Here is a 25,276-nt window from a genome sequence, read left to right as displayed (position 1 = left end):
TCGCCTGTGGCGTCGGCGTCACGTCCTTGACGAACTGGCCACTGCCCTCGCCCGCCAAGGTCACCGTCGCTTCGATTTCGGTATTGCGCGGAAAAGCCTTGGTGCCCGGCAGATAGACCGCGCTGCGCTCCTTGTCGAACGTGTAGCTGCCCTGCTTGGCCTCGACGATCGAAGCGATGGCGCCATGTCCGTCACGCACCGCGAAATCGCTGGCATCGACCAGCACCCGCTCGCCTTCCACCGCCACCACCGTGAAGCCGAACAACACCGATTCTGCGAATGACTGCTCGACGGCGCGGCGCTCGTCGACGCTGTCGCTGACCGCGCGGAAGCCGAGGTTGGGCTGCACCAGCAATACCTTCGGGCCGATGCGCTCGAAGCGCACCAGCTTCGCGTCACTGACTTGACCGCGATCGAGGCCGACATCGTTGGAGCCGAGGCCCTGGGTCAGGGTCGTCAGGTACAGCAGGCTCATCTCCGGCTTGGGGATTTCCAGATAGAGCCTGCCTTCGTCGCTGTTCCAGTACAGCGGCAGGAAGCCCTCGAAGCGCTGCGTGCCCTTGGTCTTCGTGGCGATCGATGGCAAGCCCTGCGCACTACTCTTCTCTGGCGCAGCGGCTGATGACGCGGCAGCACATGTAGCCCAGACGATGACGGCGAGGATCAGATGGCGGGCGATGCGGGGCATAGCTGGGTCCCAGAAAGTGTTGGATTCATCGAGCCTGAGGCATGCGCGCAGCGTGCCAACGGCCCGCAGCTTCAGTTTCCGGCTAGCGGCAGACTGCTCGCCGTCAGCACTTTCTGGAAGCGCGGATCGTCGCGCACGCCGTCCCAGATCGGGCTGTAGCGCAGATCGCCGGGGTTCAAGGCGTTGGCGGTGGAGGTCAGGCTTTCCAGCCGCTTCAAGGTCGCCTCGCGCTCGCCGGCCAGGGCTTCGATCTTGGCCATCGCGAATTCATCGAGCGCGTCCTGCCAGCGATCGTCACGATTCGAGCGCAAGCAAGCCTGGCCTTCTTCCAGCGCTGCGGCGCGCTGACCCAGGCCGGCTTCGATGATCGCGAGATTGCAGGCAAAGCCGGCGCTTTCCATACCCTTGGCGCGCAGCTCCAGCGCCTTGGTCTTGCCCGCCGTGAAGGCCGCCGCAGCTTCCTCGCGCATACCGGCGAAGTAGTAGCCGCCGCCGAGCAAGCTTTGCAGGCCGATGATCTGGTCACCGAGCTCGATGCCGGGTGTGTCGAGCAGCTTCCTGACCAGCTCGGTCACCGCCAGATACTGGCGCCGGTAGAGCAGCTGCGTTCCGACGACCGGCAAGGTCTGCGCAGACACTGCCGCGGGCATGGCATCGATGATGGTCTGCGCTCGATCGAGCTTGCCTTCGAACTGGTAGAAGCCGGTCTTCTGCGCGGTCAGGCCGAGATTTTCGGGACTGATCGCGATCGCCCGATCGACCGCCGCCTGCGCCGCGTCGTAACGGCGCAAGGCTGCTTCGGTTTCGGAGATGCCGATCCAGAGGCTGATGTTGCGCGGATCCTGTTCGGTGGCCCGCTGCAGATTGGCAATGGCCTGACCCATCTTGTCCTGCCGGCGGAGGACATAGGCAATGGCGGCGTTGACATCGGCACTGTTCGGCAGCCGGCGTCTTGCCTGTTCGAACGCTGCCAGCGCGGCATCGAAGTCGCCGAGCCCGCGGTAGAAGTAGTAGCCGCGCGCCAGCCAGGACTCGCCCAGATCCGGCTGCAGGCGCATCGCCGTATCGGCAGCCTCGCGCAGTTCGGCCAGCCCCGGGGCGTCATGGCCGAAGCCATTCAGATAGAGATAGCTGACCGTCGTCGCCAGATGCGCCCAGGCCAGCGCGAACTGCGGATCGGCTTTCACCGCTTCGCGGTAATGGCGACGGGCATCGAGATAGTCCTGATTGCCGCTGAAGCGCAGCTCGTAGGACAGGCCGCGCAGGTAGGCGTCATAGGCGGCGGCATTGCGAGTGGCGGCCTGGTCCAGCGCCTTGGTCTCGGCACCGGTCAGGCGGGCGTTCAGCGCATCGGCAATCGCCTGCGCCACTTCGCCTTCGACGCCGAAAATGCTGTCCAGCTTGCGATCGTAGGTTTCCGCCCACAGATGCTCGTCGGTATCGGCGCGGATCAGCTGGACATTGATCCGCACCGTGTCGCCATCCTTCTGCACGCTGCCTTCCAGCAGATGGGCGACACCGAGACGACGGGCGACGCCCGGGAGATCGCCGGGCTTGCTGTCGAGGCTGGCGGTGGAATTGCGCGAGATCACCCGCAGCGCGCCGACCCGCGACAACCGGGTCAGGATTTCGTCCTGAATGCCCTGCGCGAAGTAGGCATTGGCCTTGTCGTCGGACAGGCTTTCGAACGGCAGCACTGCCAGCGAGCGATCAAGCGGTGCATCCGCCGGGCGCAGCACGGTGCGCTCGGCAACGACGAAAGCCAGCGCGAGCAGCAGCAGGCCGGCCAATGCGATGCTCAGTTTCCGACCATTGCCGAGCCGCACCGGCAGGACCACGGCGGCCTCGTCGTCAGCAGAATCCGGCGTACGGACGATGCCCTGCGGCGTCAGGTCATACAGCCAGGCCAGCACCAGCGCGATCGGAAAGCCGAGCACGACGACGATCACCACCAGCCGGACCGCCGCATTCGGCACATCGAAGAACGGAAACACCTGGGTCGCCATCTGCACCAGCAACCAGCCGCCCACGGCGTACATCGCGCCTACCTTGTAGACGTGGCGGCGCTTCAACTCGCCCCAAAAGGATCGCTTGCTCATGGCGCAGCGACCGCCGCCGTCTTCGCCTTGCCTTCAACGAGCAAGCTGCGGAACTGCGCGTCCTGGCGCAGCGGATCCCAAATCGGATCGAGCTTCAGCAGTTCGACGGTCAGCAGCGAACTCGGTCTGTGCAGCAGACGGTCGAGGATAGCCACGGCCTTCGCGGCATCGCCGGTCATCGCATAGGTCACGGCTAGGTAGTACTGCCAGCCAGGACCTTCGAGGGCATCGTTGGCATCGGCCAGCGTGGCGATTGCCTGTTGCGCCTGTTCGACCGCGGCAGCAGTTTCTCCCAGGCCCGCCAGGGCGATCGCCATTGCCGAACGCCAGGCGGCTTCCGGGTTGGCCGATTTCTGCTTCACCGCCAGTGCGCTGGTCGCGAGCGCCTTCACCTGTTCGTAGTCGGCCCGCGCCTGCTCGGTCGCGCCGGCAAGCTGTTCGCTCATCGCCAGCCGCAGCTGCCATTCGATTCGCGCCGGAATGTAGCTGGAAAAGCTCAGATCCCAGTCCAGATCGGCCTTGCTGGCGACGGCCTTGCGGAACTGTTCGATCGCTACCGGATAGTCACGCCGATAGAGCGCCTGCAAGCCCTGCAAGGACTGCACGGCGGGCAGACCGGCCGGCATCTGCGCCAGCGTTTGCTCGGCATCGTCGAGCCGGCCGAGGACCCACAGGCACTGCGGCCTGATCCACAGCGCGCTGGGAACGTCGGCATCGAGCCCGAGCCGGGTCTCGGCCAGCAGAGCCAGCGCTGCGTCGTAGTGGCCGATCAGGGCCTGGGTGGCAGCCACGGTGAAGATCACGAAATCATCCTTGGGTGCCAGCAGCCGGGCGCGCTCGAAATCGGCAACCGCCTGCTGCCACAAGCCCAGACGGCGCTCGAGCAGGCCCGACAGCAGCCAGACATCGAAGTCACCGGGCAAGGCTTTCTTGACCGGCTCGAGCGTGGTCAGCGCCCCGGCGTAATCGCGGCGTCCGTAGTACAGGAACACGGCGCGGGCCTTGGCAACCTGCGGCAGTTCCGGCGCCAGCGCGGTGGCACGATCGAGCGCCGCCTGGCCTTCGAGCGCCAGCTGGTCATCGCCGTATCCACCCCAGACGGCCACGCTCGCGTAGCGCGAAAGTTCCGCCCAGGCCAATGCGAAATCGGGATCCAGCGCGACCGCTTCCCGGTAGATGGCAATCTTCTGGTCGATCTCCTGTCGACTCATCTGCCCGCTCGATGCGCGTGCCTTCATGTACAAGGCATAAGCCGCAGGATTGGCAGTCGGTGACGTGGTCAGGGCCACGCGCTCGGCAGGCGTCAGCTTCGCCTTCAGCGACGCGGCGATCTTCTGCGCAACCTCGCTCTGCACGGCGAACACGTCATCGAGTTCACGATCGTAGGTCTCGGCCCAGAGGTGGTTGTCGGTCGCGGCATCGATCAACTGGACGTTGACGCGGATGCGGTTCGCCGATTTCTGGACGCTGCCTTCGAGGATGTGAGCCACGGCGAGTTCCTTGGCGATCTCGGCGATATTGCCCGGACGGCTCGAGTAGCGTTGCGTCGAGGTCCGCGAGATGACCTTGAGATCGCCGATCCGGGCCAGGCCGGTCAGGATCTCGTCCTGAATGCCGTTGGCGAAAAATGCGTTCGCTGGTTCTGCCGACAGGTTCTCGAACGGCAGCACGGCAATCGATTTGTCGGCAAGCCCGGCAGCGGCCTTGCTCGGCGTCAGCCGATCAGTCAGCAGCAACACCACGACCAGCGCCAGCACCGCGATGATCCAGCGATCCAGCGTCTTGCCAGTCTGTTTGGTGACCGACTCGCTGCGATCGATCTCGCTTTCAAGCTTAATGCCCTGCGGCGTCCATTCGTAGAACCACGAGAACAACATCGCGAACGGAAAGCCGACGACCACCGCGATGACGACGATGCGAACCGTCGCATTCGGGATGTCGAAAAACGGAAACACCTGGGTGGCGATCTGCACCAGCAGCCAGGCCGCGCCGGCATAGAACAGCGCCGCGCGGTGCACGTTGCGGCGCTGCAGTTCGGTGAGGAAGGACGTCATGGGTTCGGATCCGGTGCCGGCTATTGGCCGGGATCCGGCAGCCCCAGCTTGGCGAGCAGTTCGGCGTAACGCGGATCGCTGCGCAAGCCTTTCAGCAGGGGATCGCTCGGCAGGCTCAGGATGCCGCCGTCGTGGCTGTCGTAAGCCCGCTGCAGCCATTCGAAGGCCGCATCCTTGTCGCCGCGCCAGGCGTGGACTTCAGCGATCTGGTAGGCAAGGCTCTGCTCGCCCATGGCGATCAATTGCGCCAGCGCCGCATCGGAGGCGGCACGGTCGCCGCGAACAGCCTGAGCCAGCGCCAGGGAGCACAAGCGAAAGCCCTCGTTGGGCTCCAGCTGCGCTTCACGCAGCGCCGTCTCGCCGTCACCGCGAAGCACGGCGACGAATACCTGCCAGCGATGGCTGGATGTCGATCCCGGTTGCAACTCTGCAGCCTTGCGCGCCTCGGCATCGGCTTCATCCAGACGCTCCATGGTGAACAGCACGCGCGCCAGCGCCAGGTGGGCAGTGGCCATCAAGGGATCGATCTCGACCGCCCGCCGGGCTGCCGCTTCGGCATCCGGGAAGCGTCCCATGTACATCAGCACGCGGCCCAGCAGCTTGTGCGCGGTGGCATTGCTCGAAGACAACTGCGCCGAGCGCTCCAGTTCGGCGAGTCCTTCGCTGAATTGCCAGTTGCCCAGGAACAATGCCCAGCCCAGCGCGGCGTGCGCCTCGGCGAGCTCCGGCGCAAGTTCCACGGCCTTTCGGGCATCGCGCAGGGCGTCGGCGTAAATGCCGGCCTTGCGGCCGCTATCCGCGATCAGGTCGGCGACGCTGATCGCAGTCTCGGCACGCTCCGCGTAGGCCTGGGCGTAAGCCGGCTCGAGGCGGATGGCTTCGTCGTAATACTGGATGGCCTTGACCAAGTCTTTTTCGCTGAAGCGCTGCCAATAAAAGCGCGCCTGCAGATAGGCGTTGTGGGCGTCGACCTTGATCTCCGGCACAACCGGCTTCGGCGCGGTCGCGAACAGCGCCGATTTCAGCGCCACCGCCACCGCGCTGGCGATCTCGCTCTGCACGGCAAAGATGTCCTTGAGCTCACGGTCGTAGCTGCGCGACCACAGCGCGCGGCCATCGGCAGCGTTGATCAGCTCGGCGACGATGCGCACGCGATCACCCTGCTTGCGCACCGTGCCTTCGAGCAAGGTGGCCACCCCGAGCTTCTCGCCGATGACCCGGCTGCCCTCGGCACCGCCCTTGAAGCGGAACGAGGAACTGCGGCCGATGACCTTGAGATCGCCGATCTGCGCGAGTGCGGTGATCAGCTCCTCGCTCAGGCCATCGGAGAAATATTCATTGGCCGGATCGCCGCTCTCGTTGATCAGCGGCAGCACGGCGACCGAGCGATCGATGTCGCCCGATGCCCGCTTGCCCCCGACCACCGTGTTGGCCACCAGCAGCACCACGGCCAGCGCCAGCACGGCGATGATCCAGCGATCCATGGTCTTGCCGGTCTGCCGGGTGACCGATTCGCTGCGATCGATCTCGCTTTCAAGCTTGATGCCCTGCGGCGTCCATTCGTAGAACCACGAGAACAGCATCGCGAACGGAAAGCCGACGACCACCGCGATGACGACGATGCGAACCGTCGCATTCGGGATGTCGAAAAACGGAAACACCTGCGTCGCGATCTGCACCAGCAGCCAGGCCGCGCCGGCATAGAACAGCGCGGCTCGGTGGACGTTGCGGCGTTGCAGTTCGCCCAGAAAGCCACTCATGGCGCTCACGGTGCCGGCTCGCTCAGCAGCTGCTTGAACGCCGGCTCGGCGCGCAGCGGATCCCAGAGCGGGTCCAGACGCACGATGGCCAGCGAGCTGCCATTGGGATTGGGCCGGCCGAGCGCATCACGCAGCCGGGCGATCGCCTGCGCCTTGTCGCCCGCCTGCAGCAACACCAGGGCCTGCGCTTCCGCGGCGATCGGATTGCCGATCGCGTCATTGGCCAGCGTCTTGACGCCGAGTTCGGCGTAGCGCGCGGCAGCCGCACGGTCGCCGAGCAGTGCAGCGGCCCGACTCAACGGCGGGTAGTTCCACGGCGTGCTGTCGCCACTGTCGAGGATCGCGACGAACTGATCGCGGCATTCGGTCAGATGTTTCAAGCCCGCCTCGCGTGCGCCGGCGTAGCGTTCCAGCTCGCCGAGCCCGCAGTCGATCTGGGCCAGTTCCCACGGCTGGAATGCTTCGCGGTGCTGCAGGACCTGCTGCACCAAGGCAATGCCGCCGGCGTAGTCGCGCTTGAGCAGGAACGTCTGGTAACGGGCGCCGGCAAGGATGAAGGGCAACGGGCCCGGCGGCAGTTGAGCGAACAGCCGGTCCGCAGCGTCGAGCTGGCCGGAAGCGAGGTAGGTAAAAATCTTCTGCGTCAGCAGTTCGGTATCGCCGGGTGCCGCCGCCAGCCCGCGATCGAGCGCAGCCTGCGCTTCGTCGTAGCGGCGCAGACCGCGCAAGGTGATGCCGATATTGATCCAGGTATTGGTGCTCAGCGGATCAAGTTCGGCGGCGCGCGTCTGCAGCGCGAGCGCTTCTTCCCAACGGCCTTGGCGGCGTCGGATATTGCCCTGCGGATAGACCAGCGAGCCGTCGCTGGGACGTGTTTCACGAGCCTTGGCATAGGCTGCAAACGCTGCGTCGTAGTCGCCGAGCACGTAGTAGCGGTACAGGCCCAGCGCCTCCCAGGTTTCACTGGTCTGCGGCGCCAGCCGGGTGGCCTGATCGAGCGCGTACTCGATCTTCTTCAGCAACTGCGGCGTGCGCTGCTCGTTGAAGTACAGCTCGGTATGGGCTGCTGCCAGACGCGCCCAGGCCACCGCGAACTGCGGGTCCAGATCCACCGCGGACTGATAGGCCGCGGCACGCGCGCTGATCTCGTTGCCCAACGACGTGAAGCGCCCCTCCATCGCCAGACCGCGCAGATAGAACTCGTAGGCCTTGGCGTTGGTCGTCGGCTTGGCGGCGACCAGCTGGCGTTCCGCGCCGGTCAGCGTCGCACTGAGCGCATCGGCCACCGCCTGCGCCACTTCGCCCTGCACCGCGAAGACATCATCGAGCTTGCGGTTGTAGCTCTCGGCCCACAGGTGCTCGTCGGTCGCGGCGCGGATCAGCTGCACGTTGATGTGCACGGTATCGCCGGCTTTCTGCACGCTGCCTTCGAGAATCGCCGACACACCGAGCAGGCGTGCCAGTTCCGGTAGGTTCTCGGGCTTGCTGGCGATGCGCATCGTCGATGTGCGGGAAATCACCTTCAGCGCGCTGATCTTCGACAGGCGCGTGAGGATCTCGTCCTGAATGCCGGTGGCGAAGTAGGCGTTGTCGGGATCGCGGCTCAGGTTATCGAATGGCAGCACGGCGATGGATTTGTCGTAGCTGCCGCTGTTGCGATCGGCGGCGGGGTTGGTCGCATCACGCAGCACGAAGGTATTGGCGAGCAGCACGATCACCGCCAGGCTCAGCACCGCGATGATCCAGCGATCCAGCGTCTTGCCGGTCTGGCGGGTGACCGATTCGCTGCGGTCGATCTCGCTTTCCAGCTTGATGCCCTGCGGCGTCCACTCGTAGAACCAGGAGAACAGCATCGCGAACGGAAAGCCGATCACCACGGCGATGACGACGATGCGCACCGTGCTGTTCGGGATGTCGAAGAACGGGAAGACTTGCGTCGCCACCTGAACCAGCAGCCAGGCGGCTGCGGCATAGAACATCGCGGCCCGATGGACGTTGCGGCGCTGCAGTTCTCTGAGAAAGGAGTTTGCGGACATGGTCATTTCGGCACTGCATCGGGCCAGGCCATCTTCACCAACATCGCGGCATAGCGGGGATCGCTGCGCAGGCCGCGCATCAGCGGATCGGCGTACAGGTTCAGGGTTCCGGTGTCGTGCTGGTCGTAAGCGCGTAGCAGCCATGCGAATGACTGATCGGCTTCGCCGCGCCAGGCGTAGACCTGGGCAATTTGATAAGCGCCGATCAGGCTGTCCTTCTCGATCAACGCCGCCAGCGAGGCGTCCGCGGTAGCCTTGTCGCCGCGCGCGTAGTAAGCCAAGGCCAGTTCGAAGCGGCGATAGCTCGGGCTCGGCTCCAGCAGCGCTTCACGCAGCGCCGTCTCGCTGTCGCCTTTGACCAAGGCGGCGAGCACCTGCCAGCGGCGACTGGAACCCGCGGTGGGCTGCAACTCCGCCATCTTCTGTCCCTGCGTTATCGCCTCGTCGTTCTTGCCGGCCACGTAGAGCACGCGTGCCAGGTCACGACGGGCGTTGGCCGAAAGCGGGTCGAGTTCCACGGAGAGCCGGGCCAGCGCTTCGGCCTCTTCGAACTGACCCGTATAGCCGAGCACGCGCGCCAGCGTGTAGTTGGCGCGGACATTGAACGGCGACAGCTGCTTGGCCTTGCGCAATTCGATCACCGCCTCGTCGATCTTCCAGTCGACGAAGAAACGCAGCCAGCCCAGGGTGGTGCGCGCCTCGGCCAGATTCGGGTCGAGCGCCACGGCTTTCTCGGCATCACGGCGAGCGGCAGCGAAGGCATCCGGGTGCGGTTCAACATCCTGATCGGCGATCCAGCTCCAGGCTTCCGAGCGCTCCGCATACGCCAGCGCGTACTCGGGATCGAGCCGGATCGCCTGATCGAAGTAGTCGACGGCCTTGCGGAAATCCGCAACGTTGGTGCGCTCGTAATAGAAGTGACCTTGCAGGTAGGCGCTGTGGGCTTCCGCATTGAGCGGTGCGGCATCCTGACGCGCTTTCGCCGCATCGCCGAGCAGGCTCAGCTTCAGCGATGCAGCCACGGCCTGCGCGATCTCGGCCTGCACCGCGAAGATGTCCTTGAGCTCGCGGTCATAGGTCTGCGCCCAGAGCCCTCGCCCGTCTCGCGCATTGACCAACTGCGCGACGATGCGCACGCGATCGCCCTGCCGGCGCACCGTGCCTTCCAACAGCGTGCTCACGCCGAGCTTTTCGCCGATGGTCTTGCTGTCCTCATTGCCACCCTTGAAACGGAACGAGGAACTGCGGCCGATGACCTTGAGATCGCCGATCTGCAGCAGCGCAGCGATCAACTCCTCCGACAAGCCGTCCGAGAAATATTCGTCTTCAGGGTTGCCGCTCTCGTTGATCAGCGGTAGCACCGCGATCGAGCGGTCGAGTTCCACCGGCGCGATGTTATGGCCGAACAGCGTGTTGGCGAGCAGCACCACGACGGCCAGACCGAGCACCGCGATGATCCAGCGATCCAGTGCCTTGCCGGTCTCGCGTGTGACCGATTCACTACGATCGATCTCGCTCTCCAGTTGGATGCCCTTCGCTGTCCACTCGTAGAACCACGAGAACAGCATCGCAAACGGAAAGCCGATGACCACGGCGATGACGACGATCCGCACCGTGCTGTTCGGGATGTCGAAGAACGGAAAGACTTGCGTCGCGATCTGCACCAGCAGCCAGGCCGCGGCGGCATAGAACATCGCGGCCCGGTGGACATTGCGACGCTTGAGCTCGACGAACAGCGACGCGGCAGTCATGGCGCGGCCTGCGATGGTGGGATCAGGCCGGTCTTGCGGCAGTAAGCAATGAAACGAGGATCTTCCTTGTACGCGACCATGTGGGGGTTAATGAATGGCAGCATCACGGCACCCGGATCACGCGAGGTGTAGCCGCGATCCAGCCAGGCGAACATGGCGTCGGGCTCGCGGCGCAGCGCGTAGATGATGGCAATCTGACTGCCACCGATATCGCCGTATTGCGCGATGAACTTCTGCAAGGCCGCGTCGGCTGCGCTGCGATCGGGCTGTTTCTGCAGGGCGAGCGTCACGGCAAAGTCGCGCCAGAACCCCTCTCCCTCACGTTGAGCCTCGGTCATCGCCTGTGCGGTCTGCCCCCGCGCCAGCGCGATCTCGGCGGCCAGTGCATGCAGACGCGCCGCCTGCGGTTGCAGTTCGATGCCCTTGCGCACCGCCGCATCGGCTTCGTCGATACGGCCCAAGGTGAGCAGCGTACGGCCGTAGAACACGTAGGTTTCGGTGTGCAGCGGATCGATCGCCAGGCTGGCACGCATCGAGGACAGGGCCTCTTCGTAGCGCCCATGCGCGGCCAGCCAGTAACCCAGTGCGGCCTTGGGCAGGGCCTCGGTCGGCGCCAGTGCGACCGCGCGCTGGTATTCCACACCTGCCGCCGGCAAATCCATGACGTCATTGAACAGCAGATCGCCCAGCGTCAGGTGGGCCTGGCCCAGATCCGGCGCGAGCCGTACAGCGGTCTGCGCGGCGGCGCGCGATTGGTCATAAGCGGCGCGCGCCTCGGCGCCACCGAGCCAGATCGAGCCCAGATCGCTCCAGGCGGTGGCGAGCCCCGAGTAGGCGAGCGCGTATTCGGGATCGAGCCGGATCGCCTCGTCGTAGAACTCGACCGCCTTGCGATAGTCGCCCTGTGTCTGCCGATTGGAGTAGTAGTTCCCCTGCAGCAACGCGGTGTAGGCCGCGACGTTGTGGTTGGACGGCGTTGCTGCGCTGGGTGCCTGCACCAGCTGCGCGTTGTTGCCGAGCAAGGTCAGCTTGAGCTGGTCGGCGACGGCGCCGGCGATTTCCGATTGCAGCGCGAAGATGTCCTTGAGATCGCGGTCGTAGGTTTCCGACCAGACATTGGCGCCGTCGGCGGCCTTCAGCAGTGCCACCGCGATGCGCACACGGTCGGCAGATTTGCGCACGCTGCCTTCGAGCAGGTAGACAACGCCCAGCGCGCTGCCGATGGCCTGGCTGCTGTCGGTGCTGCCCTTGAAGCGGAACGAGGACGTGCGCCCGATGACCTTGAGACTCTGCAGCCGCGATAGCGAGGAGATCATCTCTTCCGACAATCCGTCGGAGAAATACTCGTTGGATGCGTCGCCGCTGGTGTTGGCGAAAGGCAGCACCGCGATCGAGCGGTCGAGTTCGACCGGTGCTGAGTTACGGCCGAGCAGCGTGTTGGCGAGCAGCAGCACCACAGCCAGCGCCAGTACCGCGATGATCCAGCGATCGAGCGTGCGCCCGGTCTGTCTGGTCACCGACTCGCTGCGGTCGATCTCGCTTTCCAGCTTGATGCCCTGGGGCGTCCATTCGTAGAACCACGAGAACAGCATCGCGAACGGAAAGCCGATGACCACGGCGATGACGACGATCCGCACCGTGCTGTTCGGGATGTCGAAGAACGGAAACACCTGGGTCGCGATTTGCACCAGCAGCCAGGCTGCAGCGGCATAGAACATCGCTGCGCGATGGACATTGCGGCGCTGCAGTTCGGCGACGAAGTTGGAAGCGCTCATGATCAGTCGCAGACGTAGTCGCCCGGCGCCTTGCGCTGGCATCGATCCGGTGGGCCGTACTGATCCCAGAGTTCGCTCAGGCCGACCTTGCGGACGAACTCCGGGAACTGCGGCAGCTTGCGCGCGACTGATCCCTGTGGCGACCAGAGCATCTGGAGGAACAAGGCGTCGTTATTGGTCGGCGCGCGCTGCGCGATCGACAGCGCCCGCGCCGGTTCGCCGAGCAGGAGCAGGCCATAGGGCGCGGCACCGGCGAGGGTCCCGGACTTGGCAGCGAGATAGGTGTCGATCATCGCCACTGCCTTGGCGCGCTCGGCGGCTTCACCGAATAGCCCGCGGGCCAGAATCTCGCTGGCGTCGCCGGGGAAGCCACCGAGAAAAATCCGCATGCCCCGCGTCGAGTAGGCGATGGCATCGGCGTCCCGGCTCTCGGCGTGCGCGAGCCAGGACAGCCGCTGCTCGCCAAAGGAAAGCCCGGCATCGGCGGACTGCTGCAACACGCGGCGCGCGTTGTCGCGATCGCCGACATTGAGGTACTCGTCACCGCGCCAGCCCAGGGCATTCGGCAGCAGCGGGTCGATGGCCAGAGTCCGGTCCAGCTGCGCGGTCCCTTGCGCCGTGTAGCCGGTGGCGATCAGTACGGTGCCCAACCAGAACTGGGCGGTGACATCCGTCGGGTCGAGCGCTACCGCATGCTCCAGCGACGTCCGTGCCGCGAGCATTCGGCGCTGCTGGTTGTAGACCTGACCCAGCGCGGCATGCGGTTCGGCGAGTGAGGGATCGAGCTCGATCGCCATCCGCGCATTGCGCTCGGCCGTAGCCCAGGCGTCGTCCACCTCCATTGCGGTGTAATTGATCGCAATGGCGTGCAGCGCGGCCAGTCGCGCATAGGCACGGGCGTACTTCGGATCCAGACGAATCGCCTCATTCAGGCCGGCGATCGCCTCGGGGAAATGAGCCCCGTCACGAAGGTTGAAAACCTTGGTCGCCTTCAGAAACAGGGCATAAGCCTCGGGATCGCTGGTTGCCACCGGCACCAGCCGCTGCTGCTGCTCGCCGACCAGCACGATCTTCAGCGCATCGGTGATCGCACGGGCGATGCGCTCCTGAAGCTCGAATACGTCCTTCAGATCACCGTCGTAGCTTTCCGACCAGAGATGAAAGCCGTCGTCGGTCTGGATCAACTGCGCGGTGATGCGAACCTTGTCGCCCTGCTTGCGCACCGAACCTTCGAGGATGGTGGTCACGCCCAGCGCCTTGCCGATGCCGCGCAGGTCCTCGTTCTTGCCCTTGAACGAGAACGACGAAGTCCGGCCCGCCACTTTCAGATCCTTGACCTTGGCCAGCGCGTTCAGCAGTTCCTCGGCCATGCCGTCCGAGAAATACTCCTGGTCCTTGCCCGGGCTCAGATCGGTAAACGGGAGCACGGCAATGGATTTGGAGACTGCAAGCGATGTAGACGCCGCCGCCGGCGCAGCAGCAAGGGAACTGGCGTCCTTGTGCGGCGCGAAGCTGTTCGCCAGCAGCAGCACGACCGCCACGCTCAGCACCGCGATGATCGCCCGATCAAGTTTCTTGTCGAGCTTCTTGCCGGTCTCGCGCGTGATCGAATCGCTGTGGACGATCTCGCTCTCACGCTTGATGCCTTGCGGCGTCCACTCGTAGAACCAGGAGAACAGCATCGCGAACGGGAAGCCGATCACCACGGCGATGACGACGATCCGCACCGTGCTGTTCGGGATGTCGAAGAACGGAAAGACCTGGGTCGCGATCTGCACCAGCAGCCAGGCCGCCGCCGCGTAGAACATCGCGGCGCGGTGGACGTTGCGGCGCTGGAGTTCGCCCAGAAAAGTCGACTTCAGCGGCATCTCGGCGGCGTCCCGGTACTGACTTTCTGGTAGTGGGGATCGTGGGTCTTCGGCAGTGGGAGCACGGCCTGGAAACGCGGTCGCGACGGTGGCGGCATTGATGCCGATAGCGTCGCTGGCGAGTTTATCGTGTTGATTGGATTGTCGGCGACCGAGCTAGAGACACTTTGTGCGCTGCCTCAAGAACCCCAGCGCCAGGTCAGGCCGATATGGAAACCGCGGTCCGGCGCCGGCTCGAAATAGCGGCCGTTGCTGTCGTTGACGATCACCGAACCGGCGTAGCGCTGGTCGAACAGGTTGTAGACGCGAACGAAGGCTTCGAGATCGCCACGGCTGGTCAGCAGGCGGTAGGCAACGCTGGCATTGACCACCGTGTAGCTCGGCGCCGAATCGCTGGCGACATCGTTGACCGGCACCTCGTCGGAGTAGCGGGCTTCGAGCGCGCCGGCCCAGCCCGGCCGGCCGCGGTGCCAGCTCAGTTCGGTGTAGACGCTGTTGCTGGCGACACCGGGAATCGGCGTGCCATCCGCCACCATGACCGTGCTGGCGCCATTGCTGTAGCTGTAGGCCTCGGTGAACTTGGCGTCGAGATGATTCGCCGCGACTTGCAGGCGCAGATCGGCCGGCAGGCTGAAGACAAGGCCGAGCTCGGCACCGCGGCGGCGCGTGGTGCCGGCGTTCTGGAAGCTGGCGCGGCCGTCGATGGTGGCGGCTGGCACGATCTCGTCGTCGGCGTCGATGTTGAACACCGCCACTGTCAGCAAACCGCGCGAGCCGAGCTGCTGCTTGACGCCCAGTTCGACGCTGCGGCTGCGCGAGGAATCGAGATCGAGATTGAGGCCGCCTTCGGCATCGCTGCGGTAGGACAGTTCGTTGAAGGTGGGCGTCTCGAAACCGATGCCGGCGCTCAAGTAGAACAGGCGCGTCTCGGTCTGCTGGAAGGCCAGGCTGGCGACCGGCAGGGTCGCCGAGAAATCGGTGGAACCGCTGTCGTCCGGATTGCCTTCGCGGATGTAGTCGTCCTTGGACTTGAAGGAGACCTGGCTGTGGCGTACCGCGCCGCTCAGCCGCCAGCGCTCGGACAGCGCGTACTCGGCGAACAGGTATTGATCGAAGTTGTAGAGATCGTTGCCTTCGTCACGGCGCAAGGCACCGCGCACGCCGAGCGTGTCGCCGATGAAGTTCTCGTAGCCGCGGCGGCGTTCATCGGCAAGCTGGTATTGCAGGCCGGTGCTCAAGCTCAGATCACCGAGCCGCCAGGTGCTGCGGGCATCGAAGCCGACACCGCTGCGGTTCAGATCGACGACACCGCCAGCCCGCGCCGGTGATGCCTGCGCTGCTTTCGGGATCGACAGGAACTGCTCGATCCGACGGCCGCTGCCGTAGACGATCAGATCCCAATCGGCATTCGGTGACCAGGGGCCGCTGTAGCCCATCGCGGCGCGCCAGTCGTCGGTGTTCTTGCGGGTGTTGTAGGTCTCGGCGACGGCCGCGACCTGCTTCGGGTTCTGCTCGAACTGCTGCCGGGTCAGACCCAGCGGGTCCTGCGCATCACCGCCCCAGAGCGCGCCGGCGAGCAGGCGCAGTTGCTGGCCACCGCCGAGGTCGTAACGCGCGTTCAGCGCGCCGACATTGCGCTGCGCCTTGCTGTGATCGCGATAGCCGCCGATGTCGTAGCGTTCGAGATCTACCCGGTAGCCGAGCTTCTGGTCGGCAACTCTCCCGCCGATCGCCAGCGCCTCGCGCCAGCTGCCGTTGTTGCCGCCACTGAAGGTCGCTTCGCCACCGAGCTTGTCCGGCGATGCCGCGCTGTACGCCGCGATCACGCCGCCGGCACTGTTGCCGTACTGGTAGGCCATCGGCCCGCGCAGCACTTCGATGCGATCGAGCGAGCCGATCAGCAGGTTCGATACTGTCCCCTGCCCGTCCGGCGCGGTCAGCGGCACGCCATCGGCCCGCAGCTGGATGCCGCGGACGCCAAAGGTCGAGCGTGCGCCGTAGCCGCGTATCTGGATCTGCAGATCCTGGGCGCTGTTCTGGCGGTCACGGACATCGACGCCGGGCACGCTGTTCAGCGTTTCGGCGAGATTGATCTGCGGCCGGCCGCTCTTGAGCATCAACGCGTCGACGACGCCGACTGCCGCCGCCGTCCGCGACTCAGGCCGTGGCGTGCTGGTACCGGTCACGACGACGGCCGGCAGTTGTTCGACGTGCTCGCCCCGTTCCTGCGGCACCGCTTCCGGCACCTCCTCGGCAAACGCCGAGCCGCCGCCTGCCAGCAGCGTGATCGCCGTCAGCGCCGCTGCGATCCGCGCCGAGCGCTCGGCTAATTCCTGTTGCTTGTCCATGTCGCCCCGTTCGTTGTTCTGGTTGTTCTGTTGAATGCCTACCCCTAGTACAGCGCGTCCAACAAATCGTTAGCGCTGTGCCGCGTCTCGCGGCGCGACTCCGCGTTGCGAATCGTCGCCATAGAACCACTATGGCTCCTCATCGCGCCTTGATTCGCACCACGATCCATTGCCACTTCACCAACGCTTCGTTGGGTGCGCTGCACTAGCGCAAGCGACATGCCGCTGCCGGCCGCGCTTGCCACGCCGCTGTCTCACGTCGCCGGAATGTCGAGCCGCAGCACGGACTTGCGCCTGCAGGCCTCGACACACGGCGACAACTCCCCGTCCCAGCATGTGGCTTCCGTCGCGACTCCGCCTGCGACAGCTATCGCAGCCCATGTCCGCGACGCCGCGACAAATCCCCGCTGCAGCGACAGCTGTCGCTTTCGAAGGCGACCACCGTCCCGCCTGATGCCCCGAATAAAGCCATTGCCGACAAGCACTTGCCGGCGGCTACACGCGCTGTCACGGCCGCTGTGACCGATGGCATATCGGTTGCCCCTTTGATGACGCCGCCAGACGGCACGCCCCCAGGTTCTTGACCTCGGAGGCGTCCATAAAAACGTGAAGGAGGAGCAACACGATGTCCAGAATTCTCAATGGCCGGTTCCGGCAGATTTCCACTGCGCTCGGTACGGCCTTGCTGTCGCTATGCGCCTCGGGTCCCGCTGCGGCGATCACCTTCGACGTCATCGGCCCGGGCGAGTACGACCTGCCGGTGGACTTCAAGCCGTTCAACGTCTTCGTCCAGTACGCCACCGTGCAGGACAACGAAAAGGTCCGTGATGCCAGCGGCAACAAGGTCGACGGCGACGGCAGCCAGCTGATCTCCGGTCTGTCCAAGTACGTGCGCTTCTGGTCGCCGGAATGGAACCGGAAGATCGGCCTCGCCTACGAAATCATCGTGCCCGAGATCGGCGTCCGCAACGAGGCGGGCGGCTCCTACTCCGGCGGCCTCGGCGATCCGCTGACCGGCTTCGCAGCCTGGTATCGGCCGACCGACAGTTCGACGCTCGGCGTCCAGTCGTTCCTCGTCGTGCCGGTCGGCAATGACTCGGTCAGCGACACCAACTGGAAGAACCTGACCAGCCTGTTGTGGAACTGGAAAGGCGGCAAGTTCCAGGTCACCGGCAACGGCGGTCTGGTCTGGCAGGGCGAGCGCACCAACGGCATCAAGCCCGCCGTGACCTGGCACACCAACAACCGCTTCGGCTACCGCATCGCCAAGTACTTCGAACCGTTCTTCGGTCTCGACTACGAGTACAACGGCGCGAAGAACGGCGCACCGAAGAGCTGGGCCTTCGATGTCGGTGCCGGCGTGGTGCTGCACACCTTCGACAACCAGTCGATCGCGCTGCGCTATTCGACCACCGTCGACGGCGCCAGCCATTCGCAGAACGACAGCCTGAACGTCAAGTACGCCTACGTCTGGTGAGCCGGGCGCCCCACCCGCGCTACCGATCCAGTTCCCCGAAAACCCGGCCGCCAGGCACGCCCTGAGCCCACGCGGCGAACGGCTGTCGCCGCGCGCCGCCCAGCACTTCCCAAGGAGAACCCCCAAAAATGTCCAGCGAGTATCAGAACTACATCGACGGCCGCTTCGTCGCCCATCGCGGCAACACTATCGAGGTCCACAACCCCGCCACCTTCGAGCTGATCGCCCGGGTGCCGGATGCCGGTGCCGAGGTCGTCGACGAAGCCGTGGCCGCCGCCCGGCGTGCACAGCCCGCCTGGGAAAAGCTGCCGGCGATCCAGCGGGCCGGCTACCTGCGCAAGATCTCCGCGAAGCTGCGCGAGAACGTCGAGATGCTGGCGACGATCATTGCCCGCGAGCAGGGCAAGGTCATGCCGCTGGCGCGGGTCGAAGTGAACTTCACCGCCGACTACATCGACTACACCGCCGAATGGGCGCGCCGTCTCGATGGCGAAGTGCTGACCAGCGACAGAGTCGGCGAGCACATCTTCCTGCTGCGCAAGCCGCTGGGCGTGGCCGCCGGCATCCTGCCGTGGAACTTCCCGTTTTTCCTGATCGCCCGGAAGATGGCGCCGGCGCTGATCACCGGCAACACCGTGGTGATCAAGCCCAGCGAGGAAACGCCGCTCAACGCCTTCGCTTTCACCAAATTGCTGGCCGAGACCGATCTGCCGCCCGGCGTGTTCAACCTCGTGTGTGGCGGCGGTGCCAGCGTCGGCGCGGCGCTGACCGCGCACAAGGGCGTCAACCTGATCACCTTCACCGGCAGCGTCGGCACCGGCATCCGCATCATGCAGGCCGCCGCTCCGAATCTGACGCGGGTCAATCTCGAACTCGGCGGCAAGGCCCCGGCTATCGTGCTGAACGATGCCGATCTCGATCTGGCAGCGAACGCCCTGGTCGCCTCGCGGGTGATCAACACCGGACAGGTCTGCAACTGCGTCGAGCGGGTCTATGTGCAGCGCGGCATCGCCGAAGCGCTGACCGAGAAGCTGGTGCAGCGCATGGCCGCGACGCGTTTTGGTGATCCGCTGGCCGACGAGACGCTGGACATGGGCCCGCTGGTCAATCAGGCCGGATTGGCCAAGGTCGAGCAGCTGGTCGACAGCGCTCGAGCCGCAGGTGCCGAAGTGCTCACCGGCGGCAAGCGGGCTGATCTCGCACGCGGCTACCACTACCTGCCGACCGTGGTCGCCGGCTGCACCTCCGACATGGCGATCATGCGTGACGAGATCTTCGGCCCGGTGCTGCCGCTGCAGATCGTCGACGACCTCGACGAAGCCATCGCCCGCGCCAACGACTCCGACTACGGGCTCACCTCGTCGATCTTCACGCGCGACATCAACGCCGCGATGAAGGCGGTCCGCGAACTGCAGTTCGGCGAGACCTACATCAACCGCGAGCACTTCGAAGCGATGCAGGGCTTCCACGCCGGCCGCAAGAAATCCGGCATCGGCGGTGCCGACGGCCATCACGGCCTGCTCGAGTTCACCGAAACCCACGTCGTCTACCTGCAGACGTCCTGAACAGAGGACTCATCACGATGAGCAAACCGAGCCCACACGATGCCTGCGCCTGCTGCGCGGCCGAGCTGCCGACCAACAGCGGCCGCCGCCAGATGCTGACCGGTGCACTGAGCCTGGCAGCACTCGCCGCGACCAGCCTGCCGGCCATGACGCAGGACGCAACCGCTGCCCGCAGCCTGAAACCGCAGCCCGGCGACAAGCTGGCTTTCATGCTCGGCCCGAAGGCCGGCCAGGAAATCCTGCCGGCCGATATCCAGTTCGGCGAGCCGCCGACCCTGGCTTATCCGATGGACACGGCCACCGGCAAAGCGCTGGTGGCCAAGGCCAGCATGTTGACCGTCATCCGTCTCAAACCGGATGACCTCAAGCCTGCCAGCGCTGCGAATTCGGCCGACGGCATCGTCGCCTACTCGTCGCTGTGCACGCACTACGGCTGCCCGATCACCACCTTGCACCCGAGCCAGACGCAGATCGTCTGCAACTGCCACGGCTCGGTGTTCAACGCCGCCGATCGCGGCGTGGTGACCAACGGCCCGGCCCAGCGCCGGCTGGCGATGTTGCCGCTGGCGATCAAGGACGGCGCGGTGATCGTCACCGGCAAGTTCGACGGCCCGCTGGGCCCGCCGACCTGATTCCGCATCCCGACAGACAAACAAGCACCCATCAAAAGCTTCACCAGGAGGAGAAAATAACGATGAAAGTGTCATTGATCACGGCTGCGTTCACCGCAGTCATCACATCCGCAGCGTTCGCTGCTGCGCCCGTCCCCGCATTGCCCGATTACAAGCTGGTCACCGATGCCCGGCTGACCAATCCGGAAGCCGAGAACTGGCTGCTGACCAAGGGCAATTACGAGGGCTGGAGCTACAGCAAGCTCAATCAGATCACCACCGAAAACGTGAGCAAGCTGAAGCCGGTCTGGTCCTCGGCCACCGGCGTCAACTCCGGTCACGAGGCGCCGGCGATCGTCAACGGCGAATACATGTTCGTGGCCACGCCGCACAACCACGTGTTCGCCTACAACGCCAAGACCGGCAAGCCGCTGTGGCACTTCCAGCGTGAAGTGCCGGAAGGCATCGGCGCTCTGCACCGCACCAACCGCGGCGTATCGCTGTGGAAGGACAAGGTCTATGTCGGCAGCGTCGACTGCATGCTCAGCGCGCTCGACGCCAAGACCGGCAAGCTGCTCTGGGATGCGCAGGTCTGCGATTGGGAAACCGAGAGCGCCTACATCACCTCCGCTCCGCTGATCGTCAAGGGCAAGGTGCTGATCGGCCCGTCCGGCGGCGAGTTCGGCGTGCGCGGCTTCCTCAAGGCTTTCGACGCCGAAACCGGCAAGCTGGCCTGGACCCGTTACGCGGTGCCGGCACCGGGCGAGAAAGGCTCGGAAACCTGGCCGCAGACCGGCGAGTGGAAGGACGCCTGGAAGAAAGGCGGCGGCACCATGTGGATGCCGGGCAACTACGACTCGAAGAACGACGTCATCTACTGGGGCGTCGGCAACGGCGCGCCGTGGCTCGGCGATCAGCGCCCGGGCGACAATCTGTACCTGGCTTCGGTGCTGGCACTCGATCCCGCCACCGGCGACATCAAGAGCCACTTCCAGTACCACTGGAACGACTCCTGGGACTGGGCCGGCATGAACGCGCCAACCCTGGTCGAGTACACCAAGAACGGCAAGAAAGTGACCGGCATGGTCAGCGCCCAGCGCAACGGCCGCATCTACTGGCTGGACCGTGATGCCAAGGGCAAGATCACCTACAACAAGTCCGAGCCCTACGTCACCAACACGGTGTTCACCAGCGTCGATGCCAAGACCGGCCGCCCGACCTACAACGAAGACCACAAGCCGCACACCAATGAAACTCATACCTACTGCCCGAGCCTCTGGGGCGGCAAGGACTGGCCGTTCGAAGCCTACAACCCGGACACCGGGATGCTCTACATCCCGTACAACGACAACCACTGCCTGACCCTCACCGGCATGATCCAGCCGATCATCCCCGGCACCTGGTCAGCGGGTGTCGACATCAACCGGCTCGACCTGTCGGTGAAGAAGGGCTTCGACCACATCGGCGGCATCCAGGCCTGGGACATCAACAGCGGCAAGGAAGTCTGGCGCGAGAAGTACGCACATTCGTGGAACTGGGGCTCGATCCTGACCACCGCCGGCGGCGTGCTGTTCGCCGGTGGCACCAACGACAAGATGTTCCGCGCCTACGATGCCAAGTCCGGCAAGCTGCTGTGGGAGTTCCCCACTCCGTCCGGCATCATCTCGCCGCCCAGCAGCTTCTCGATCGACGGCAAGCAGTACATCGCCGTGGTCTCCGGCTACGGCGTCGATGCCCAGTGGATCCAGGGAAAGATGCATGGCCTGGCCGGCTGGGATGAGAAGGTTCCGGAAGGCGGCAGCGTCTGGGTGTTCGCACTCGGCAACTGATCGTCGAGGGTGCTTCGAGCCGCCCGGTGCTCAGAAGAGGATCGGGCGGCTTGTCCTTGTCAGTGAATGTTCCTGCCAAGGCTGACGGGATTCAGCCGACCACGACGTTGATGTCTGTCAAAGCGGCTTGGTGTAATCGGCCAGTGTCGGAAACACCTGCGCGTCTTCGAAGAATCGGCCTTCCTCGTAGCTGCCGATCGCCGTCCGCTCGCGGATGCGCCAACCCTCGGGATGACGCGCGAGCAGGTCGTGGTAGTAGCCGCCCAGAATCCAGTTGGCGCGCGTTCCGTCCTTCAGGATCTGCACGTGCACCGCATGCACGGTGCTGGTGGTGCGCGCGAGCTTGCCATCGCTCTCGAATTCGATCACCGGCGGCGAGACCAGATGCTGCGTCGCATAACAGCGCTCGTGGAACGATATGGCGACATCGATGCCTCCCGGCATCGAGAACTCGACGAACTGACCCAACAGGTAATAGTGCTGCCGGGCGTTCTGCTCGAATGCCCTGGGAAGCAATTCGCGATGCCGCTTGTGATCGTAGGCACGCGCGACCAACTGGATCGTGCGGGTGATCGCCAGTTCGTCTTCAACGCTGGTGTTCGACATGACAGGATTCTCCGTCCAGAGGAGCAGCGGCTCAGACCAGCGTCTCGGCTTCGGGCGCTTTGCCTTTCACCTCGCTTTTCACCTGCAGTGACGCCAGGAACGCGGCGATCTGCTGGGTGATCTCGGCCGCCCGCGGAACATAGCGGGACATGTAGAACACGGCGTGAACGAGCCCCTCCAGGCGATGGATGCGCACGGGCACGCCAGCCGCCTGCAGCGCACGGCCGTAGTCCTCGCCTTCATCGCAGGTCGGATCGCACTCCGCAGACAGGATCAACGCGGGCGCAAGACCAGCCAGCGACTTTGCGCGGCCCGGGGAAGCCAGTGGCGACGCGGCCTTGGCTATGTCGCCGAGGTAGGCGCCCCACATACCCAGCGCAGCGATGGTCTTCAGCACCGGCCCGTTGGCGTACTCGACTCTCGAACGCGTGTTCGCTTCAGCATCCATCGTCGGATAGAGCAGCACCTGGCCGCTCAGCACAGGACCACCTTCATCGCGCGCCCGCTGGGCCGCGACGGCAGCGAGCGAGCCGCCTGCGCTTTCGCCCATCACGACGAGTCGCTTCGGATCGCCGCCGTGCCGGGCGATGTTGGCAGCCGTCCACTTCAGGGCCGCGAAGCTGTCATCCGTCGCCGCAGGGAACGGCGCTTCCGGCGCCAGCCGGTAACTCGGCGCGACCACGATTGCCTGCAGATCGTCGGCCATGCAACCACAGACACCGGCGCACATGTCGATGCTGCCGGCGATGAATCCGCCGCCGTGCAGATAGACGATCACCGGCAGCGGTCCTTTCGCGTTCCTGGGCCGATAGATGTAGACCGGACGCGCATCTGCGGGACCGGGATAGGTGGTCTCGATCCGTTCGACGGACGCCGGCACCGGCTTCTGCAGACCGATGAAGCTCTCGACCACGCTGCGTGCCTCGTCGACCGAGCATTCCTCGAGCGGCTTGGCTTCCTCCATCAACATGGCGCCCACCACGAGTGCCGCACCGGCGTCGATGCGGACCATCGGCGGCACGCGGTCTGCCGGTGCACCGTCGATGCGGAAGCCCGCGTAGCCGTTGTCCACCACGTCCCTGCACATTTCGCGGTACAGCGGCGCCGAGCCGGCGAACATGAACACGCTGCGCGGCTTGCCGGGAATGTTGGCGCCCATGTACCAGGAGTTGGCGCGCGGGAAGAGCGTCATGTTGAGCGTGTCGCTGACCATCTTGAACCAGGCCAGTTCCGCCGCCTCGTCCGCTTCGAAGGTCTTCGCGCCCTTGTCGAGTACATGCCGAATCGCGTCGACCGCGAAGTTGACATGATCCTCGATCGCCAGCGGGTTGTTGTAGAGGATGACGGCGCTGGTCGGGCCAGTGATGGTGAACAGGTTGGGAAACCCGGCGCTGGCGATGCCGAGGTAGGTCCGGGGACCATGCGCCCAGCGATCTTGCAGACGCAGTCCGTCGCGGCCCACGATGTTGAGCGCGAGCAGCGCGCCGGTCACCGCGTCGAAGCCGGTGGCCAGCGCGATCGCATCGAACTCGTGCTCCTTGCCGCCGATGCGAATTCCTTTCTCGGTCACTTCCTCGAGCGGCGTGGCGCGCAGGTCGATCAGGCTGACGTTTTCGCGATTGAAGGCCTCGTAGTAGCCCTCTTCGACGGTCGGCCGCTTGGTCGCATACGGATGATCCGTGGGGCACAGGATCTCGGCCACCGCAGGGTTATTGACCTTCTCGCGGATCTTCCCGCGCACGTACTCCGCCACGGTGGCGTTGGCGCGCTCATCGGTCAGCAGGTCGCCATAGCTCGATACCAGCAGGTTGAAGCCGCCCCTTTCCCACAGCTCGTCGTAGCGCGCACGCCGCGTTTCCGGGCTGACCTCCAGCGCACTGGGTTCGGGGTTCTGGTAGGGCACGCCGAGGAAACGCAGCCGCGACTTGTCGCGCAGCTGCTGCGCGTTCTTTGCGTTCCACTGCTGCTGCTCGGGAGTGAGCTTCTTGTTCTGCATCGCCACCGCGTAGTTCGGCGTGCGCTGGAAAACGGTCACCTGCGCGGCCTGTTTCGCGATCTGCGGAATCAGCTGGATGCCGCTCGATCCGGTGCCGATCACACCGACCCGCTTGCCGGTGAAGTCGACGCCCTCGTGTGGCCAGCTGCCGGTGAAGTACACCGGCCCCTTGTAGCGCTCGAAGCCGGGAAATTCGGCCTGCGACTTGGGCACCGTCACGTTGCCGCTGCCGGCAACGACGAAGCGCGCGACGATGGTTTCTCCGGTGTCCGTGCTCACCGTCCAGCGCGCATCTACCTCGCTCCAGACCATCGAGGTGACGCGCTGTCCGAACCGGAAGGAGCGGCGCAGATCGAACTTGTCCGCCACGAATTCGAGGTAGCGCAGGATCTCCGGCTGGCCGGCGTAGCGCTCGGACCATTGCCATTCGCGCTGGAGCTCGTCGGAGAACGAGTACGAGTAGTGGACCGATTCGATGTCGCAACGCGCACCGGGATAACGGTTCCAGTACCAGGTGCCACCCACGCCGCCAGCGGCGTCGATGCCAAGGACATTGAGTCCAAGATCGTCACGCAGTCGGTGGGTGGCGTACAAACCGGCGAAGCCGGCTCCGATGACGACGACGTCGAACTGCTGGTTCATGCTGTTCTCCTCACGCGTATGAGCCGCCTCTGATGAGCGAGCTGGCGCTAGGATGTCCGGCGACGCTGCCCAGGACTTGGCAGAATCCGCAAATAATCTGGCAAATTCCGCATTGATCAAGGGTCTGTTGACATTACTTTGGTCGTTGCGGCGGAGGTCGTTTTTGCCCAG

15 protein-coding genes are annotated in these 25,276 nt (G+C 65.0%); 4 read left to right on the top strand and 11 right to left on the bottom strand.

The annotated features are described in order from the left end of the window. The 9 genes from QZY06_RS02390 to QZY06_RS02350 form a co-directional block, all read right to left on the bottom strand. Positions 1-688, bottom strand: a 688-nt coding sequence (locus QZY06_RS02390) for a DUF5117 domain-containing protein (RefSeq protein ID WP_295679680.1), incomplete at its 3' end; no start/stop codon positions are given. A 71-nt stretch (positions 689-759) separates the two neighbouring features. Beyond that, positions 760-2,787 (bottom strand): tetratricopeptide repeat protein, encoded by a 2,028-nt coding sequence (locus QZY06_RS02385; protein WP_295679678.1) that lies wholly within the window; start codon positions 2,785-2,787, stop codon positions 760-762. After that, entirely contained in the window at positions 2,784-4,841 is a 2,058-nt protein-coding gene (locus QZY06_RS02380; RefSeq protein WP_295679676.1) for a hypothetical protein, read from the bottom strand. Before QZY06_RS02380 ends, QZY06_RS02385 begins: the two co-directional genes overlap by 4 nt. Before the next feature lie 20 nt (positions 4,842-4,861). Further along, positions 4,862-6,601: a tetratricopeptide repeat protein gene (locus QZY06_RS02375; RefSeq protein ID WP_295679683.1), complete on the bottom strand. Its 1,740-nt coding sequence runs from the start codon at positions 6,599-6,601 to the stop codon at positions 4,862-4,864. A 5-nt stretch (positions 6,602-6,606) separates the two neighbouring features. Then, a complete protein-coding gene (locus tag QZY06_RS02370) occupies positions 6,607-8,637 on the bottom strand; it encodes a tetratricopeptide repeat protein (protein WP_295679673.1) in 2,031 nt (676 codons plus the stop codon). 2 nt (positions 8,638-8,639) lie between these two features. Continuing rightward, positions 8,640-10,388, bottom strand: a complete 1,749-nt coding sequence (locus tag QZY06_RS02365; RefSeq protein ID WP_295679671.1) for a hypothetical protein — start codon at positions 10,386-10,388, stop codon at positions 8,640-8,642. Then, positions 10,385-12,163, bottom strand: a complete 1,779-nt coding sequence (locus QZY06_RS02360; protein ID WP_295679668.1) for a tetratricopeptide repeat protein — start codon at positions 12,161-12,163, stop codon at positions 10,385-10,387. The genes QZY06_RS02365 and QZY06_RS02360 overlap by 4 nt, the downstream gene beginning before the upstream one ends. A 2-nt stretch (positions 12,164-12,165) precedes the next feature. Continuing rightward, the gene (locus QZY06_RS02355; protein WP_295679666.1) at positions 12,166-14,031 is read right to left on the bottom strand and encodes a hypothetical protein; all 1,866 of its coding nucleotides are present in this window, start codon (positions 14,029-14,031) and stop codon (positions 12,166-12,168) included. A gap of 179 nt (positions 14,032-14,210) precedes the next feature. Further along, positions 14,211-16,379, bottom strand: coding sequence for a TonB-dependent receptor (locus QZY06_RS02350; protein WP_295679664.1), 2,169 nt, complete (start codon positions 16,377-16,379; stop codon positions 14,211-14,213). A 625-nt stretch (positions 16,380-17,004) separates the two neighbouring features. Here QZY06_RS02350 and QZY06_RS02345 point away from each other — a divergent pair. From QZY06_RS02345 to QZY06_RS02330, 4 genes are all read left to right on the top strand, one after another. Next, positions 17,005-17,856, top strand: a complete 852-nt coding sequence (locus QZY06_RS02345; RefSeq protein WP_295679661.1) for a transporter — start codon at positions 17,005-17,007, stop codon at positions 17,854-17,856. A 128-nt stretch (positions 17,857-17,984) separates the two neighbouring features. Next, the gene (aldA, locus tag QZY06_RS02340; protein ID WP_295679660.1) at positions 17,985-19,421 is read left to right on the top strand and encodes an aldehyde dehydrogenase; all 1,437 of its coding nucleotides are present in this window, start codon (positions 17,985-17,987) and stop codon (positions 19,419-19,421) included. 17 nt (positions 19,422-19,438) lie between these two features. Beyond that, entirely contained in the window at positions 19,439-20,053 is a 615-nt protein-coding gene (locus QZY06_RS02335; protein WP_295679658.1) for a Rieske (2Fe-2S) protein, read from the top strand. Positions 20,054-20,115: 62 nt separating this feature from the next. Further along, positions 20,116-21,861, top strand: coding sequence for a PQQ-dependent dehydrogenase, methanol/ethanol family (locus QZY06_RS02330; protein ID WP_022975670.1), 1,746 nt, complete (start codon positions 20,116-20,118; stop codon positions 21,859-21,861). Positions 21,862-21,978: 117 nt separating this feature from the next. Here the strand turns inward: QZY06_RS02330 and QZY06_RS02325 are convergent, their stop codons facing one another. Beyond that, complete coding sequence (locus QZY06_RS02325) at positions 21,979-22,467, bottom strand: nuclear transport factor 2 family protein (RefSeq protein ID WP_295679655.1); 489 nt, start codon at positions 22,465-22,467, stop codon at positions 21,979-21,981. A 31-nt stretch (positions 22,468-22,498) separates the two neighbouring features. After that, positions 22,499-25,105: an alpha/beta hydrolase fold domain-containing protein gene (locus QZY06_RS02320; RefSeq protein ID WP_295679652.1), complete on the bottom strand. Its 2,607-nt coding sequence runs from the start codon at positions 25,103-25,105 to the stop codon at positions 22,499-22,501. Between the last annotated feature and the right edge of the window lie 171 nt (positions 25,106-25,276).

Origin of the sequence: uncultured Nevskia sp., assembly GCF_903885465.1 — a bacterium.
Lineage (GTDB): Bacteria > Pseudomonadota > Gammaproteobacteria > Nevskiales > Nevskiaceae > Nevskia.
The sequence above is the reverse complement of the archived record's forward strand: the minus strand, read 5'-3'. Positions and strand labels throughout refer to the sequence as shown.

Bases quoted from the DNA above. Each gene is read 5' to 3' on its own strand.
- QZY06_RS02335 (WP_295679658.1), top strand. From the start codon at position 19,439: ATGAGCAAACCGAGCCCACACGATGCCTGCGCCTGCTGCGCGGCCGAG.
- QZY06_RS02385 (WP_295679678.1), bottom strand. From the start codon at position 2,787: ATGAGCAAGCGATCCTTTTGGGGCGAGTTGAAGCGCCGCCACGTCTAC.
- QZY06_RS02375 (WP_295679683.1), bottom strand. From the start codon at position 6,601: ATGAGTGGCTTTCTGGGCGAACTGCAACGCCGCAACGTCCACCGAGCC.
- aldA (WP_295679660.1), top strand. From the start codon at position 17,985: ATGTCCAGCGAGTATCAGAACTACATCGACGGCCGCTTCGTCGCCCAT.
- QZY06_RS02365 (WP_295679671.1), bottom strand. From the start codon at position 10,388: ATGACTGCCGCGTCGCTGTTCGTCGAGCTCAAGCGTCGCAATGTCCAC.
- QZY06_RS02355 (WP_295679666.1), bottom strand. From the start codon at position 14,031: ATGCCGCTGAAGTCGACTTTTCTGGGCGAACTCCAGCGCCGCAACGTC.
- QZY06_RS02350 (WP_295679664.1), bottom strand. From the start codon at position 16,379: ATGGACAAGCAACAGGAATTAGCCGAGCGCTCGGCGCGGATCGCAGCG.
- QZY06_RS02325 (WP_295679655.1), bottom strand. From the start codon at position 22,467: ATGTCGAACACCAGCGTTGAAGACGAACTGGCGATCACCCGCACGATC.
- QZY06_RS02345 (WP_295679661.1), top strand. From the start codon at position 17,005: ATGTCCAGAATTCTCAATGGCCGGTTCCGGCAGATTTCCACTGCGCTC.
- QZY06_RS02360 (WP_295679668.1), bottom strand. From the start codon at position 12,163: ATGAGCGCTTCCAACTTCGTCGCCGAACTGCAGCGCCGCAATGTCCAT.
- QZY06_RS02320 (WP_295679652.1), bottom strand. From the start codon at position 25,105: ATGAACCAGCAGTTCGACGTCGTCGTCATCGGAGCCGGCTTCGCCGGT.
- QZY06_RS02380 (WP_295679676.1), bottom strand. From the start codon at position 4,841: ATGACGTCCTTCCTCACCGAACTGCAGCGCCGCAACGTGCACCGCGCG.
- QZY06_RS02370 (WP_295679673.1), bottom strand. From the start codon at position 8,637: ATGTCCGCAAACTCCTTTCTCAGAGAACTGCAGCGCCGCAACGTCCAT.
- QZY06_RS02330 (WP_022975670.1), top strand. From the start codon at position 20,116: ATGAAAGTGTCATTGATCACGGCTGCGTTCACCGCAGTCATCACATCC.